This window comes from Falsochrobactrum tianjinense, assembly GCF_019100495.1.
GTDB classification, from domain to species: domain Bacteria; phylum Pseudomonadota; class Alphaproteobacteria; order Rhizobiales; family Rhizobiaceae; genus Brucella; species Brucella tianjinense.
In genome coordinates, this window is sequence record NZ_JAHRVA010000001.1 from 297,532 (window position 1) to 312,103 (window position 14,572).

The window sequence follows — 14,572 nt, forward strand, 5'->3', positions numbered from 1 at the left end:
GAATGACGATCTAAGAATTTCTGTCCGCCGAAGGCGGACAGTTCTTTAACAATTGGAAGGATAAGCGGTTTGCGTCAACGCATTCCGCGCAAGAAGTGCCAGACAACGCGATCCACATCGATATCATGATCGAAGCCGGCAGCTGGCCGGATGAAACCGCTCTTGAGGGGCTGGCGAAACGCGCCGTCGCCGCAGCGTGGGACAATCTCCGGCTGAAGCCCTCTGAAAGCGAACTGAGTCTGGTTTTCACCGACGATGCTTCCATTCAGGCATTGAACGCGCAGTGGCGCGGCAAGGACAGGCCGACCAATGTGCTCTCCTTCCCCGCTTTTCCCGTGAAGGCAGGCGATCAGCCCGGCCCCATGCTCGGCGATATCATCATCGCGCGCGAAACGGTGGAGCGGGAGGCTCTCGGCGAGGGCAAGCCGCTCGAAAATCACCTCACCCATCTCATTGTGCATGGTTTTTTGCATCTTCTGGGTTACGATCATGAGACGGAGGAGGAAGCGGAGGAAATGGAGCGCTTTGAGCGTGAAATTCTTCATGCTCTTGCCATCCCGGACCCTTATGCTGTATCCGGTTTAAACATCGAAACAGATTGATCATGTCAGACCAGAACACAAACTCATCGTCCGCAGGCGAAGGCCGCAGCGAGACGCAGGACCCCGAAGGACAAAGTACGCAGCGGCCGCTGGCCGAAAAGCGCTCCCTTTTGTCGAATATTTTCCCCTTCATGCGCGCACGCCAATCCTCCACCTTGCGCGAGGATCTGGCCGATGCCCTTTCCTCCACGACAAGCGAGCAGGGCGCTGCTTTCTCGCCTGAAGAAAAGGCGATGCTGCATAACATCCTGCGCCTGCGCGAAATCCGCGTCGAGGATGTGATGATCCCGCGCGCCGATGTCGAGGCCATTGAGATCGCCACGCCGCTGTGGGAAGCACTCGAACTGTTCGAAACATCGGGCCGTTCGCGCATGCCGGTCTATGCCGAAACGCTGGACGACCCGCGCGGCATGATCCATATCCGTGACGTGCTCAACTTCATCACGCGGCAGGCGCGCCAGAAGACGACCCGCCGCAGCACGACGCGCAAGCCGCCGGAAGGCCGAAACGCCCCGATATTCGACATGAGCCGCATCGATCTGTCCAAGACGATTGGCGAGCTTAATCTCATGCGCAAGGTCCTGTTCGTGCCGCCATCCATGATGGCCAGCGGGCTGATGGCGCGCATGCAGGCAAGCCATATCCAGATGGCGCTGGTCATCGACGAGTATGGCGGCACGGATGGCCTGGTATCGCTGGAAGACATTGTCGAAATGGTCGTGGGCGATATTGAAGACGAGCATGACGACGAAGAAATCATGATCGCGGAAGAAGCTGATGGCGTGTTCGTTGTCGATGCCCGCGCGGACCTCGACGAATTGTCCGAAAAGATCGGCCCGTCCTTTGAGGTGGGTGAGCACGGCGATGACGTTGACACGGTTGGCGGCCTCATCTTCTCGGTTCTGGGCCGTATTCCGGTGCGCGGCGAAGTCGTGCAAGCGGTGCAAGGCTACGAATTTCATGTGCTGGATGTCGATCCGCGCCGCGTGAAGAAGGTGCGCATTGTGCCGCTTTCCGAAGCTCATCGTCGCAGGCAGCAGCGCGCGGCAGGCTCCGTCAAATCCGATGATTCTCCCGAGGAGCAAGCGCCCGAAAGCCTGCCTGAAAACTCCAAAGAGGCCGGATGATCGAAAGGCTGGCGGGGAGGGGCAGGTCTTTGAGCGGCTGGCATCGTGCGCTGGCCGCTTTTCTATGTGGCGCTTTCGCCATCCTGACGCAGCCGCCCTTCGATATTCTTTTTGCGGGTTTTCTCGCCTTTCCAATCCTCGTCTGGCTCATTGATAGCGCCAGACCTGACCCCGACAAGGGGTTGATCCGCCGCTTCTTGCCCGCAGCGATGATCGGCTGGTGGTTTGGCTTTGGTTATTTCGTGGCGGGCCTGTGGTGGATCGGGGCTGCACTTCTGGTCGATGCGGAGCAGTTCGCCTGGGCCTTGCCGCTCGCGGTTCTGGGTCTGCCCGCTTTCCTGGCCTTGTTTTATGCTTGTGCGGCGATGGTCGCGCGGCTGTTCTGGTCGGACGGTCTGGGGCGTATTCTCGCGCTCGCGCTGGGTTTCGGCTTTGCCGAATGGCTGCGCACATTTCTTTTTACCGGCTTTCCATGGAATGCGCTGGGCTATGCCCTCATGCCCACGCCTCTGCTGATGCAGTCGTCAGCCATTGCCGGGTTGGCCGGCATGAGCGCGCTCGCAGCCTTCCTGTTTGCGGCTCCCGCTCTGCTCGCAGGCGGGCGGCTGGCAAGGAGCGGCATGGTTCTGGCGCTGGGCCTTGCCGCCGGTCATGTCGGCTATGGCGCATGGGTGCTGGCGAAAGCCCCTGCAATCGGGGCAGACGACACAACGCTGTCGGTGCGCATTGTGCAGCCTTCCATCACGCAGAGCCTCAAATGGGATGACGGGGAAAAACGTGCGATCTTCGATAAATTCATCGCCATGTCGGAGCAGCCGCCCGCTGCGGGCAAGCCGGTGCCTGATGTGATCGTCTGGCCGGAAACCGCGGTTCCCTATATATTGTCGTCAACGCCTGAAGCACTTACGCGCATTGCGCACACAGTGACGGATGAGCAGGTTCTGCTGACCGGCGCAGTGCGCGAGGAAACCGTACCCCGGCGCGAGTCGCGCTATTACAATTCCATATTGGCCATCGACACGCGCGGCAGGGTTACGGATTATTCTGACAAGGTCCATCTGGTTCCTTTTGGCGAATACCTGCCCTTCGAGCGTTGGCTGCGCAGTCTGGGCCTTCAGGAAGTGGTCGAGATGCCGGGCGGTTTCACCCCGGCCCGGGCGCGCCATGCGATTAATGTCATGGAAGGGCAGACCTTCCTGCCGCTGATCTGTTACGAGGCGATTTTTCCCGGCGAGCTTGGCTATACGGGCCGCAAGCCGACCGCTATCGTCAATGTCACCAACGATGCCTGGTATGGCGACACGCCGGGACCGCATCAGCATTTCCGGCAGGCGCAGGTCAGGAGTGTTGAACAAGGACTGCCGCTGGTGCGCGCCGCCAATAACGGCGTGTCTGCCATAGTGGATGCTTATGGTCGAATCACCGAGGAACTGCCGCTCGATGCTGTGGGAGTCATCGACGCCTATCTGCCGCAGGCGCATGTCCCATTTTGGGGCAGGTCGCCTGGAGTGAAACAGACGCTTGTGATACTATTAACCCTACTGTCGGCATGCTTGTGGTTGCGACTGCCATTTAGCAGGCGTTTTCATTGACATGCTAATTCTGTTAAGCTGTATATTGTGGATACGATGGTTCTCCGTGCAAAACCGTCGGATTACCTCCCGCTATTGGATATTACCCTGTTCGAATGAATGGGGCATGAATGAAAGCTCGCAGCCGCGAGGAGTAACAGCTGTATGATTGAGAATAAGAAGAAACCCAATCCTATCGACGTGCATGTCGGCAGCCGTATCCGTCTTCGCCGTAATATGCTGGGTCTCAGTCAGGAAAAGCTCGGTGAAAGCCTTGGCATTACCTTTCAGCAGATCCAAAAATACGAAAAAGGCACCAATCGCGTGGGGGCCAGCCGCCTTCAGGCGATCTCGTCGGTTCTGACGGTGCCGGTTTCCTTTTTTTTCGAGGATGCGCCTGGTTCCGGCATTGCGGGGCAGGGCGGTTTTGCTGAAGATAACGAGGCGACCTATGTCGTCGATTTTCTGAATTCCAATGAAGGTGTGCAGCTTACCCGCGCATTTACCCGGATTTCCGATCCCAAAGTCCGCCGCAAGATCATCGATCTGGTGAAGTCGCTTGCCGATGGTGAATGATTGGGGCGAATAATCGCTGGCTTTCCGGAAGATTTTTTCCTGTAAGTCGCCGCCACGACAAGAATATGCATTGACGGTTTATTCCCAACTTCGCTAACACATTGGTGTGCCCGGATCCTATTCCGGGCGCTACTGTGTTTCCATGACGGGCATTGGCTCCGTCGGATTTTCAAGAGGGGTTACCCGTGTCGCGCAGTTCTTATCTCTTCACCAGTGAATCGGTGTCCGAAGGCCATCCGGACAAGGTTTGCGACCGTATTTCCGATGAAATCGTGGACATGATCTATAAGGAAGCGCGCCGCTCCGGCGTCGACCCCTGGTCGGTCCGCGTTGCCTGCGAAACGCTTGCCACCACCAACCGCGTGGTTATCGCCGGTGAAGTGCGGGTGCCGGAAACTTTCCTGAAGAAGAATAAGGACGGCTCAATCCTCAAGGATGCCGCCGGTCACCCGGTCATCAATCCATCGCGCTTCCGTTCGGCGGCGCGCAAGGCGATCCGCGAAATTGGATACGAACAGGACGGCTTCAACTGGCGTACGGTGAAGATCGACGTGCTGCTGCATCCGCAATCAGCGGATATCGCGCAGGGCGTGGATAATGCTGCCGACCGTCAGGGCGAGGAAGGTGCTGGCGATCAGGGCATCATGTTTGGCTATGCCTGCCGCGAGACACCTGACCTCATGCCCGCGCCGATCTACTATTCTCACAAGATTCTGGAAAAGCTGTCAGAAGCCCGTCATAAGGGCGAAGGCGATCCTGGCAAGCTCGGCCCTGACGCCAAGAGCCAGGTGACGGTGCGTTATGAGGACGGAAAAGCTGCGGAAGTTACGCAGATCGTCCTTTCGACGCAGCATCTGGATGCGAGCTGGGATTCGAACAAAGTACGCTCCGTCGTCGAGCCTTACATCCGCGAGGCTTTGGGCGACCTGCCGATAGCCGATGATTGCAACTGGTATATCAATCCGACCGGGAAATTCGTCATTGGCGGTCCCGACGGTGATGCCGGACTTACGGGCCGCAAGATCATCGTGGACACCTATGGCGGCGCGGCCCCTCATGGCGGCGGCGCTTTTTCGGGCAAGGATACGACAAAGGTCGACCGTTCCGCAGCCTATGCTGCGCGTTATCTCGCCAAGAATGTGGTTGCCGCCGATCTTGCTGAGCGCTGCACCATTCAGCTTTCCTATGCCATCGGCGTCGCCCAGCCGCTTTCGGTCTATGTCGACCTGCATGGTACGGGCAAGGTTGCTGAATCCGCTGTCGAGGATGCGCTGCGCCATGTGATGGATCTTTCTCCGAGCGGCATCCGCAAGCATCTTGACCTCAACAAGCCGATCTACGCCAAGACCTCGTCCTATGGCCATTTCGGTCGCAAGCCGGGGCGTGACGGGTCTTTCTCGTGGGAGAAGACCGATCTGACCAAGGCTTTGAAGGCGGCCCTACGGCCTGATTGATTTATGATCGATGAACCCCACCCAACACGCGCGGCCGGAAATTTCTTCGGCCGCCGTCACGGCAAACCGCTCCGCCAGCATCAGAGCGAGCTGTTTGAAAACCTGCTGCCGCGTCTGAAACTCGATCCCGGCCAGCCCGCGCCGCAGGATCTTCGCACATTGTTCGATGCGCCGGTCGAAAAAGTGCGTATGGAAATCGGTTTTGGCGGCGGTGAGCATCTGCACCACGAGACGGGCCGCTGCTCGCAAACGGGTTTCATCGGTATCGAACCTTTCATCAATGGCATGGCGAAAATGCTGACGGCGCTGGACACGGAGCCGCGCCCCAATCTGCGCCTCTATGATGAGGACGCGACAGCGGTTCTCGACTGGCTGCCGGATGCCTCGCTGTCGGGTATCGATCTGTTCTACCCCGACCCATGGCCCAAGCGTCGCCATTGGAAACGCCGTTTCGTCAGCGATGCCAATCTCGACCGTTTTGCGCGTGTGCTCAAGCCGGGTTCGAAATTCCGCTTTGCTTCCGACATCGAACATTATGTCAACTGGACGCTCCAGCATTGCCGCTGGCACGATGCCTTCGACTGGCAGGCGAAAGGCCCCGCCGACTGGAACGGCGCCTATGAAGGCTGGCCCGGAACCCGTTACGAGGCTAAGGCGTTTCGCGAAGGCCGCCGCGCTGCCTATCTGACTTTCATCAGAAAGTGAAACAATACGGGCGCGGCTCTTGAAAAAAGCAGCGCTTGCTGGTATATAACTCTCAAATTCTTGGTCGTTAGAACAAGAGTGGGTCCACCCGGTCCCGCTCTTTTTTGTTACCTGCGGCCCTGTAAATGAGCTTTATCGGCCCCTTCGAGAGGTTTTGAGTTGACGGAACAGGATCAGACAGACCAGGTGCAGACGCCCGATTCCGGCGCACCCGATTCCGGTGTAAATGAGCGCATTCTGCGCGAAACAGGTGTCGATGCGAAAGTGGCGGACGTTGTTGAGCCGGTCCTCAACACGCTGGGTTTCCGTCTGGTGCGCGTTCGCCTGTCCGGCCTGAACGGTCAGACCCTGCAGATCATGGCCGAGCGTCCGGATGGCACGATGACGGTCGAGGATTGCGAGCTGGTCAGCCGTACGGTTTCGCCGGTGCTTGATGTGGAAGATCCGGTTAGCGGAAAATATCACCTGGAGATTTCCTCGCCTGGCATCGACCGTCCGCTGGTACGCAAGTCGGACTTTGCCGATTGGGCAGGGCATATCGCCAAAGTGGAAACCTCGGCCATGCATGAGGGTCGCCGCAAGTTCCGTGGCCGTATCGTGATTGGTGATACGGATTCAGTTACGATCGAGAGCGATCAGATATCCTATGGCAATGAGCCTGTGGTGCGTATTCCGTTCGACCTGATTTCGGATGCGCGTCTGATCTTGACCGACGATCTGATCCGCGATGCGCTGCGCAGGGACAAGGCCCTGCGTGAAGGCCGCATTCCCGGTGATGATCTGGGCAGTGATCCAAGCAACGACACGCAAGAAGCCGCGCCCGGAGAAGCAGACGCGGAAAAGAAATAAGTTTCAGGCATCCGGTATCTGGAAAATACCGGATGCGTCACCAAGGAGAGACCTATGGCAGTCAGTGCAAACAGGCTGGAACTTCTACAGATCGCCGATGCTGTTGCGCGCGAGAAGTCGATTGACCGTGAAATCGTCCTTGCGGCCATGGCCGATGCGATCCAGAAGGCGGCGCGTTCGCGCTATGGCCAGGAAAGCAATATCCGCGCCGACATCAATGCAAAGTCCGGTGAGATCAAGCTCCAGCGCTTGCTCGAAGTGGTTGAGACTGTCGAGGATTACGCTACGCAGATTTCGCTCTTCACTGCCCGCGACCGCAATCCCGACGCGCAGATTGGCGATTTTATCGCGGATCAGCTGCCGCCGATGGATTTTGGCCGCATCGCTGCCCAGTCGGCCAAGCAGGTTATCGTGCAGAAAGTGCGTGAAGCCGAGCGCGACCGCCAATATGACGAATTCAAGGATCGGGTCGGCGAGATCGTCAACGGCACCGTCAAGCGCGTCGAATATGGCAATGTGATTGTCGATCTGGGTCGTGGCGAAGCCATCGTGCGCCGTGACGAACTGATCCCGCGTGAAGCTTTCCGCTATGGCGACCGTATCCGCGCCTATGTTTACGACGTGCGTCGTGAGCAGCGTGGTCCGCAGATTTTCCTCTCACGCACCCATCCGCAATTCATGGCGAAGCTCTTCGCCATGGAGGTGCCGGAAATCTATGACGGCATCATTGAGATCAGGTCGGTAGCCCGCGATCCAGGTTCGCGCGCCAAGATCGCCGTGGTGTCGCGTGATGCCTCCATTGATCCGGTTGGTGCCTGCGTGGGTATGCGCGGCAGCCGCGTTCAGGCGGTCGTGGCTGAACTTCAGGGCGAAAAGATCGATATCATTCCATGGTCGCCCGATGCGGCTTCCTTCATCGTCAATGCGCTCCAGCCGGCGGAAGTCGCCAAGGTCGTGCTTGATGAAGATGCCGAACGTATTGAAGTTGTCGTCCCCAATGACCAACTATCACTTGCAATCGGTCGTCGCGGTCAGAACGTGCGCCTTGCTTCGCAGCTCACCGGCTGGGATATCGACATTCTCACCGAAGACGAGGAATCCGAACGTCGCCAGAAAGAATTCGTCGAGCGTTCGAACCTCTTCATGGAAGCGCTCAATGTCGACGAGATGGTCGGCCAGGTTCTTGCTTCCGAAGGTTTTGCCTCTGTGGAAGAGCTTGCTTATGTGGAATTGAGCGAGATCGCTTCCATCGATGGTTTCGACGAGGACACGGCTGGCGAAATCCAGCAGCGCGCCCGCGAATATCTCGAGCGTATCGAAGCCGAGCAGGATGGCCGTCGCCAGGAATTGGGTGTCGAGGACGACCTGCGCGAATTGCCGGGCATGACCACGGCGATGATGGTCGCGGTTGGCGAAGACGGCGTGAAGACCATTGAGGACTTCGCCGGTTATGCCGCCGACGATCTGGTGGGCTGGCGCGAGCGCAAGGAGGGTGACACCATTGCCCATGGCGGTGTGCTGTCGCCGTTCGATGTTTCGCGCGTCGATGCGGAACAGATGGTGCTGGCCGCGCGTTTGAAGGCAGGCTGGATTACCGAAGAGGAACTGGCCGCGGCGCAGGAAGCCGAGGAAACAGAAGAAGAGGCCGAAACGGGCGGTGAGGAAGCCGCTTCGTAACCGCGCTCAAATGCGTTATTCTTACGCCTGATGGATTTTAGGCGTAAGCTGGAGCGTTTCCAGCAAGTCTGGAACCGCTCCATCCCGCGGTTGAAGTGCGGTTCCGGCTCTGCTAGAGCATTTCCAGCAAAAGTGCGTAGCGGCTTTGCGTTTGGATAATGCGGCAAAACAAGGTCCGAAGTGGTTCTTGTGATTTCGTAGCCAGCGTTACGGCGGGCTTTGAGATTTGAGTAGAATGTACGGCAGGGTAAGGCTTAATTTCGCGTGAGGCAGCAGGATATGAATGACAGAACCTGTATCGTCACGCGCCAAGCTGGTTCTGCCGATGATATGATCCGCTTCGTGGCCGGTCCAGACGGCTCGGTCGTGCCCGATCTCAAGCGCAACCTGCCGGGCAGGGGGTGCTGGGTGAAGGCCGAACGGCATCTGGTGGATGAGGCAGTCAGGCGCAAGCTTTTTGCGCGAGGGCTGAAGGACAGCGTGACGGCACAGGACGATCTCGGCGCACTGGTGGATCAGTTGCTGACGAAATCGGCGCTGGGCAGTCTGGCTCTGGCGCGCAAGGCCGGTGCCGTGGTTTCCGGCTCGACCAAGGTCGATCAGGCGATCCGCACGGGCGCTGCTGCCATGGTGCTGCATGCGCAGGAAGCCGCGACTGACGGAGTGCGCAAGCTCGATCAGGCGCGCCGGGTAGTGGTGCATATGGATGGTCCCCAAATCCCGTCCTTTTCTCTTTTCACGGGAGAAGAAATGGATTTGGCATTTGGGAGCGGAAATGTGATACATGCTGCCGTGCTTGATGGGCAAGCGGCAGCGGGTGTTGTGCAACGGGTGCAATTATTGCACCGCTATCGTGGAGACGAGATGATTTCTCCACCAAAAAATGCATAGAAGGCAGGCAGGTCGGGCAGTTCGGCTGCTGCGATATGAATTAATGGAGCGGTTCTCTAAATTCCGGTAAGACGGGATCCGCTCTGGAGCATAATCGACAATTCGGCATATGTGCCGGAGTGATTATGCGCTGAAGTGGATGACTGGAGCGCTGTCCGAACTGATTTCATCGTTCTGGATGATGCTCGAGTAAAGCGGCAGAAGCTGCGAAGGAAACGGAAACGTAATGAACGATAAAACGAACGACGACAAGACGCTGAGCGTCAATCCCAAGAAGACGCTGACCCTGAAACGGTCAGGCGTCGAGCAGAGCACCGTGCGCCAGAATTTCAGCCACGGCCGCACGAAGGCTGTCGTCGTTGAAACCAAGAAGCGCAAATTCTCGCGGCCTGATGAAAAGCCCGAAGCGGAAGTGACGGCTGCAGCTCCCAAGCCTGCGCCCGCGCCTGCTGCGGAAACGCCTGCACCTGCGCCCACGCCCGCCGCTGCGGCTCCCCAGCCTAAGGCGCAGCCCACACCCGCTCCGGTGACGCCCAAGCCGCATGTGGCTTCGCAAAATCAGCGTGCGGCACAGCGCTCCAACACGCAGCAGGCCCAGCGCCCGCGCTCAGGCGATCGCTCCGGCATGGTTCTGAACACGTTGTCGCGTTCAGAAATGGATGCTCGCCGCCGCGCGCTTGAAGGAGCGCGGGTTCGCGATGCCGAGGACCGCATCCGTGCCGCCGAGGAAGCAAAGCGCCGTGCGGAAGAAGATGAACGCCGTGCCAAGGAGCGTGAGGAATCCGCCCGCCGTCAGGCTGAGGAGGAGGCCCGTCTCAAGGCTGAAGCCGAAGCGCGTGCCCGCTCCGAAGCTGAAGCCAGCAAGCGTGTACCCCAATCGGATTCGCGCGGTGAAGCACGACCGGCATCGCAGACGGCTCGTCCGCAGGGCGGACGCCCGGCTCCGGCTTCCGCTTCTCCGATAGCTGATGTCATTCCAGGGGCCAACAAGCCGCTTCCGCAAAGCCAGCAGCGCAAGAATGTGGCGACGGATGATGACGAGCGCCGCGGTTCGGCTGTGCGTCGCGGCGTTCCGGCAAAGCCCGAAGTACGCGCGCCCAAGGTCGTGAAGGGTGCGGAAGACCGCCGTCGCGGCAAGCTCACACTCACCAGCAATCTCGACGATGAAGGTGGCCGCAGCCGTTCGCTGGCTGCGATGCGCCGCCGGCAGGAAAAGTTCAAGCGTTCCCAGATGCAGGAAACGCGCGAAAAGATCGCACGCGAAGTCACCGTTCCCGAAACGATCACGCTTCAGGAACTGGCGCAGCGCATGGCCGAACGTTCCGTCGATGTCATCAAATACCTGATGAAACAGGGTCAGATGATGAAGCCGGGCGATGTGATCGACGCCGATACGGCGCAGCTTATCGCCGAGGAATTCGGCCACACCGTAAAGCGCGTGGCCGAGTCCGATGTTGAAGAAGGCATCTTCAATGTCGAGGACGATCAGGCTGCGATGATTTCGCGTCCGCCAGTTGTCACCATCATGGGCCACGTTGACCACGGCAAGACCTCGCTGCTTGACGCCATCCGCCATGCGAACGTTGTTTCGGGTGAAGCAGGCGGCATCACGCAGCATATTGGTGCCTATCAGGTGGAACAGAACGGCCAGAAAATCACCTTCATCGATACGCCGGGTCACGCCGCCTTTACCGCGATGCGTGCTCGCGGCGCGCAGGCGACCGATATAGCCATTCTGGTGGTGGCTGCGGACGACAGCGTCATGCCGCAGACGATCGAATCGATCAACCACGCCAAGGCGGCCGGGGTGCCGATCATCGTGGCGATCAACAAGATCGACAAGCCCACAGCCGACGCGCAGAAGGTGCGCACCACGCTGCTTCAACATGAAGTCTTCGTGGAAACTCTGGGCGGTGAAGTTCTTGACGTCGAGGTTTCCGCCAAGAACAGGATCAACATCGACAAGCTGCTTGAAGCGGTTCTGTTGCAGGCTGAAATCCTCGACCTTAAGGCCGACCCGACGCGTACTGCGGAAGGTGTCGTCATCGAAGCCCAGCTCGATCGTGGCCGCGGTTCGGTTGCGACGGTTCTGGTCCAGAAGGGCACGCTGCATCCGGGCGACATCATTGCTGCCGGTAATGAATGGGGCCGTGTGCGTGCGCTGGTCAACGACCGTGGCGAGCATGTGAAGGAAGCCGGTCCTGCGATGCCGGTGGAAATCCTCGGACTTCAGGGCACGCCGCAGGCGGGAGACCGTTTTGCAGTGGTTACCAACGAAGCCAAGGCGCGTGAAATCGCCGAATATCGCCAGCGTCTTGCCCGTGATAAGGCCGTGGCGCGCCAAACCGGCTCGCGCGGCTCGCTTGAGCACATGATGAGCCAGCTTCAGGTGTCCGGCACGAAGGAATTCCCGCTTGTCATCAAGGGTGACGTGCAGGGCTCCATCGAAGCGATTTCTTCGGCGCTTGAAAAGCTCGGCACCGATGAAGTCCGCGCTCGCCTCGTTCATACGGGTGCAGGCGGCATCACGGAAAGCGATGTATCGCTGGCCGAAGCTTCCAATGCCGCAATCATCGGCTTCAACGTCCGCGCCAATAAGCAGGCACGAGACGCCGCTGAGCAGCAGGGCATCGAAATCCGCTACTACAATATCATTTATGATCTGATCGATGATGTTAAGGCTGCGATGTCCGGCCTTCTGTCGCCCGAACGCCGCGAAACCTTCCTTGGCAATGCGGAGATTCTCGAAGTCTTCAACATCACCAAGGTCGGCAAGGTCGCCGGTTGCCGTGTCACCGAGGGCAAGGTCGAACGTGGTGCGGGCGTACGCCTCATCCGCGACAACGTGGTCATCCACGAAGGTAAGCTCAAGACGCTCAAGCGCTTCAAGGATGAAGTGTCCGAAGTGCCGTCCGGTCAGGAATGCGGCATGGCGTTTGAGAATTACGACGATATGCGCGCAGGCGATATCATCGAAGCCTTCCGCGTCGAACACGTCTCGCGTTCGCTGTAATATGAATATCGTCGGGCCGCCGCCAGGCCGGCCCGACTTTTACCAAACTTTACATTGCCCGGTCCGAAGGGTCTGACTCCTGTTCGGATCGCGGCAGATTATAGATTTCAGTTCGCGGCTTATGTCCGGATGCCCATGCGGGGCATTCCGGCTTTTCACGCCGCTTGTCGAGGATTAAGGCTATGGCACGTTCCCATGACCCGAAAGGCTCAGGCGGTCTTTCCCAGCGCCAGCTTCGCGTGGGCGAGCAGGTGCGTCACGCATTGGCGCAAGTGCTCCAGCGCGGTGAAATCCGCGACGAAGTGCTTGAGCAGACGGTTGTGTCTGTTTCGGAAGTGCGTATGTCTCCCGATCTCAAGATCGCGACTTGCTTCATCACTCCGCTTGGGGCTGTTGATCCGCAACTGATCGTTAAAGCGTTGGCTTCTCACGCGAAATTCATTCGTGGACGCGTGGCGCCCAACCTGCGCCAGATGAAATATATGCCGGAATTCCGCTTCCGGCCCGATACGAGTTTCGACAATTTCTCAAAGATCGACGCCCTGCTCCGCTCGCCGGAAGTGGCGCGCGATCTTTCGCATGATGATGAAAATGATGATGCGGGTAGCGTTTCCCGCAACGGAGAAGAATAAAGCATGGCAAGACGGGGCAAGAAAAAAGGCCGTCCGGTTTCCGGATGGGTCATTTTCGACAAGCCGAAGGGCATGGGATCGACTGAAGCGGTCTCCAAGATCAAGTGGCTGTTCAATGCAGAAAAAGCCGGTCATGCCGGTACGCTCGATCCGCTTGCTTCCGGCATGTTGCCCATCGCGCTGGGTGAAGCCACCAAGACCGTTCCTTATGTGATGGACGGGACCAAGATCTACCGCTTTACCGTAAGCTGGGGGCAGGAGCGTTCGACCGACGATCTGGAAGGCGAGGCGACCAAGACCTCCGACAAGCGCCCCTCGCGCGCGGAAGTCGAAGCCCTTTTGCCCGATTATACTGGCGTGATTTCACAGGTGCCGCCGCAGTTTTCAGCCATCAAGATCGATGGCGAGCGCGCCTATGATCTTGCCCGCGAAGGCGAAACGGTGGAAATTCCGGCCCGTGAAGTCGAAATCGACCGTCTTGAGATCGTTGGCTTTCCCGATGCCGACCGGACCGAATTCGAAGTGGAATGTTCCAAGGGCACCTATGTTCGCTCGCTCGCACGTGACATGGGCCGCGATCTTGGCTGTTACGGCCATATTTCGGACCTGCGCCGCATCGAGGTCGCGCCCTTCACGGAAGAGGATTTTGTGACACTCGCGGAACTTGAGGAAGCATGGCCGCCGCTGCCGCCGAAGAATGAAGATGGTGAAGCCGTTGAACCGGCGCCGCGCCGCGATTTCTCGCCGCTTGATGCGTTGGTGATAGAAACGGGCGCCGCACTTGATTGTCTGCCGCAGGTGCCGCTCACAGAGGATCAGGCGCAGCGTGTTCGCCTTGGCAATCCGGTGATCCTGCGTGGCCGCGATGCGCCATTGGATGCGGACGAAGCCTGCGTGACTACACGCGGCAAACTGCTCGCCATCGGCTATATCGAGCGGGGCCAGTTCAAGCCCAAGCGCGTATTCACGGCGGGCTGAGAAGACTGCCTGAATATAGCGAGATATTTGAGACTGGCATTTCCGCCATTTTTGCACTATATGCCCATCATCGATCGTACGAAATGTACGTCAGATCGTGTTAATGACCCGCGCTGGACGACATCCCGGCCCGGGCGACTGGTTTCCTCTCATCAAGAAAGGGTGTTACGATGTCGATTACCGCTGAGCGTAAGCAAGCACTTATCAAGGAATATGCCACCAAAGAAGGCGATACCGGTTCTCCTGAAGTTCAGGTAGCCGTTCTTTCCGAGCGTATTTCCAATCTTACCGAGCATTTCAAGGGCCACAAGAATGACAACCATTCGCGTCGCGGCCTTCTGAAACTGGTTTCGCAGCGCCGTCGTCTCCTTGACTATGTCAAGGGCGTGGACGCAGCGCGCTACCAGGCGCTTATCGCCCGTTTGGGCCTGCGCCGCTAACGGCAAAATCGGGCGACGCCTCAAAACGTCGCCCCTTTGATTTTTATTATGGGCATA

13 protein-coding genes are annotated in these 14,572 nt (G+C 58.6%); all 13 read left to right on the plus strand.

All coding sequences use genetic code 11. The features are described from left to right. The first annotated feature begins 95 nt into the window (after nucleotides 1–95). The gene (ybeY, locus tag KUG47_RS01425; RefSeq protein ID WP_217676179.1) at nucleotides 96–602 is read left to right on the plus strand and encodes an rRNA maturation RNase YbeY; all 507 of its coding nucleotides are present in this window, start codon (nucleotides 96–98) and stop codon (nucleotides 600–602) included. 2 nt (nucleotides 603–604) lie between these two features. Next, entirely contained in the window at nucleotides 605–1,729 is a 1,125-nt protein-coding gene (locus KUG47_RS01430) for a hemolysin family protein (RefSeq protein WP_217676180.1), read from the plus strand. After that, nucleotides 1,726–3,321: an apolipoprotein N-acyltransferase gene (lnt, locus tag KUG47_RS01435; RefSeq protein WP_217676181.1), complete on the plus strand. Its 1,596-nt coding sequence runs from the start codon at nucleotides 1,726–1,728 to the stop codon at nucleotides 3,319–3,321. Before KUG47_RS01430 ends, lnt begins: the two co-directional genes overlap by 4 nt. Nucleotides 3,322–3,465: 144 nt before the next feature. Then, on the plus strand, nucleotides 3,466–3,876 hold the full coding sequence (locus KUG47_RS01440) for a helix-turn-helix domain-containing protein (protein WP_217676182.1): 411 nt from the start codon (nucleotides 3,466–3,468) through the stop codon (nucleotides 3,874–3,876). 185 nt (nucleotides 3,877–4,061) lie between these two features. Further along, a complete protein-coding gene (metK, locus tag KUG47_RS01445) occupies nucleotides 4,062–5,330 on the plus strand; it encodes a methionine adenosyltransferase (protein ID WP_217676183.1) in 1,269 nt (422 codons plus the stop codon). Nucleotides 5,331–5,333: 3 nt separating this feature from the next. Further along, the gene (locus KUG47_RS01450; protein ID WP_217676184.1) at nucleotides 5,334–6,035 is read left to right on the plus strand and encodes a tRNA (guanine(46)-N(7))-methyltransferase TrmB; all 702 of its coding nucleotides are present in this window, start codon (nucleotides 5,334–5,336) and stop codon (nucleotides 6,033–6,035) included. A 159-nt stretch (nucleotides 6,036–6,194) separates the two neighbouring features. Next, a complete protein-coding gene (gene rimP, locus KUG47_RS01455; protein WP_422718041.1) occupies nucleotides 6,195–6,884 on the plus strand; it encodes a ribosome maturation factor RimP in 690 nt (229 codons plus the stop codon). Nucleotides 6,885–6,938: 54 nt separating this feature from the next. Continuing rightward, nucleotides 6,939–8,561 carry a transcription termination factor NusA gene (gene nusA / locus KUG47_RS01460; RefSeq protein ID WP_217676185.1) on the plus strand — a complete coding sequence of 541 codons (1,623 nt, stop codon included), beginning with the start codon at nucleotides 6,939–6,941 and terminating at the stop codon, nucleotides 8,559–8,561. Between the two features lie 264 nt (nucleotides 8,562–8,825). Continuing rightward, nucleotides 8,826–9,452: an RNA-binding protein gene (locus KUG47_RS01465; RefSeq protein ID WP_217676186.1), complete on the plus strand. Its 627-nt coding sequence runs from the start codon at nucleotides 8,826–8,828 to the stop codon at nucleotides 9,450–9,452. A 226-nt stretch (nucleotides 9,453–9,678) separates the two neighbouring features. Next, entirely contained in the window at nucleotides 9,679–12,465 is a 2,787-nt protein-coding gene (gene infB, locus KUG47_RS01470; RefSeq protein ID WP_217676187.1) for a translation initiation factor IF-2, read from the plus strand. 182 nt (nucleotides 12,466–12,647) lie between these two features. Beyond that, nucleotides 12,648–13,097 carry a 30S ribosome-binding factor RbfA gene (gene rbfA / locus KUG47_RS01475; RefSeq protein ID WP_217676188.1) on the plus strand — a complete coding sequence of 150 codons (450 nt, stop codon included), beginning with the start codon at nucleotides 12,648–12,650 and terminating at the stop codon, nucleotides 13,095–13,097. Between the two features lie 3 nt (nucleotides 13,098–13,100). Then, nucleotides 13,101–14,075, plus strand: a complete 975-nt coding sequence (gene truB, locus KUG47_RS01480; protein WP_217676189.1) for a tRNA pseudouridine(55) synthase TruB — start codon at nucleotides 13,101–13,103, stop codon at nucleotides 14,073–14,075. Nucleotides 14,076–14,245: 170 nt separating this feature from the next. After that, on the plus strand, nucleotides 14,246–14,515 hold the full coding sequence (rpsO, locus tag KUG47_RS01485) for a 30S ribosomal protein S15 (protein WP_217676190.1): 270 nt from the start codon (nucleotides 14,246–14,248) through the stop codon (nucleotides 14,513–14,515). Nucleotides 14,516–14,572 lie beyond the last annotated feature (57 nt).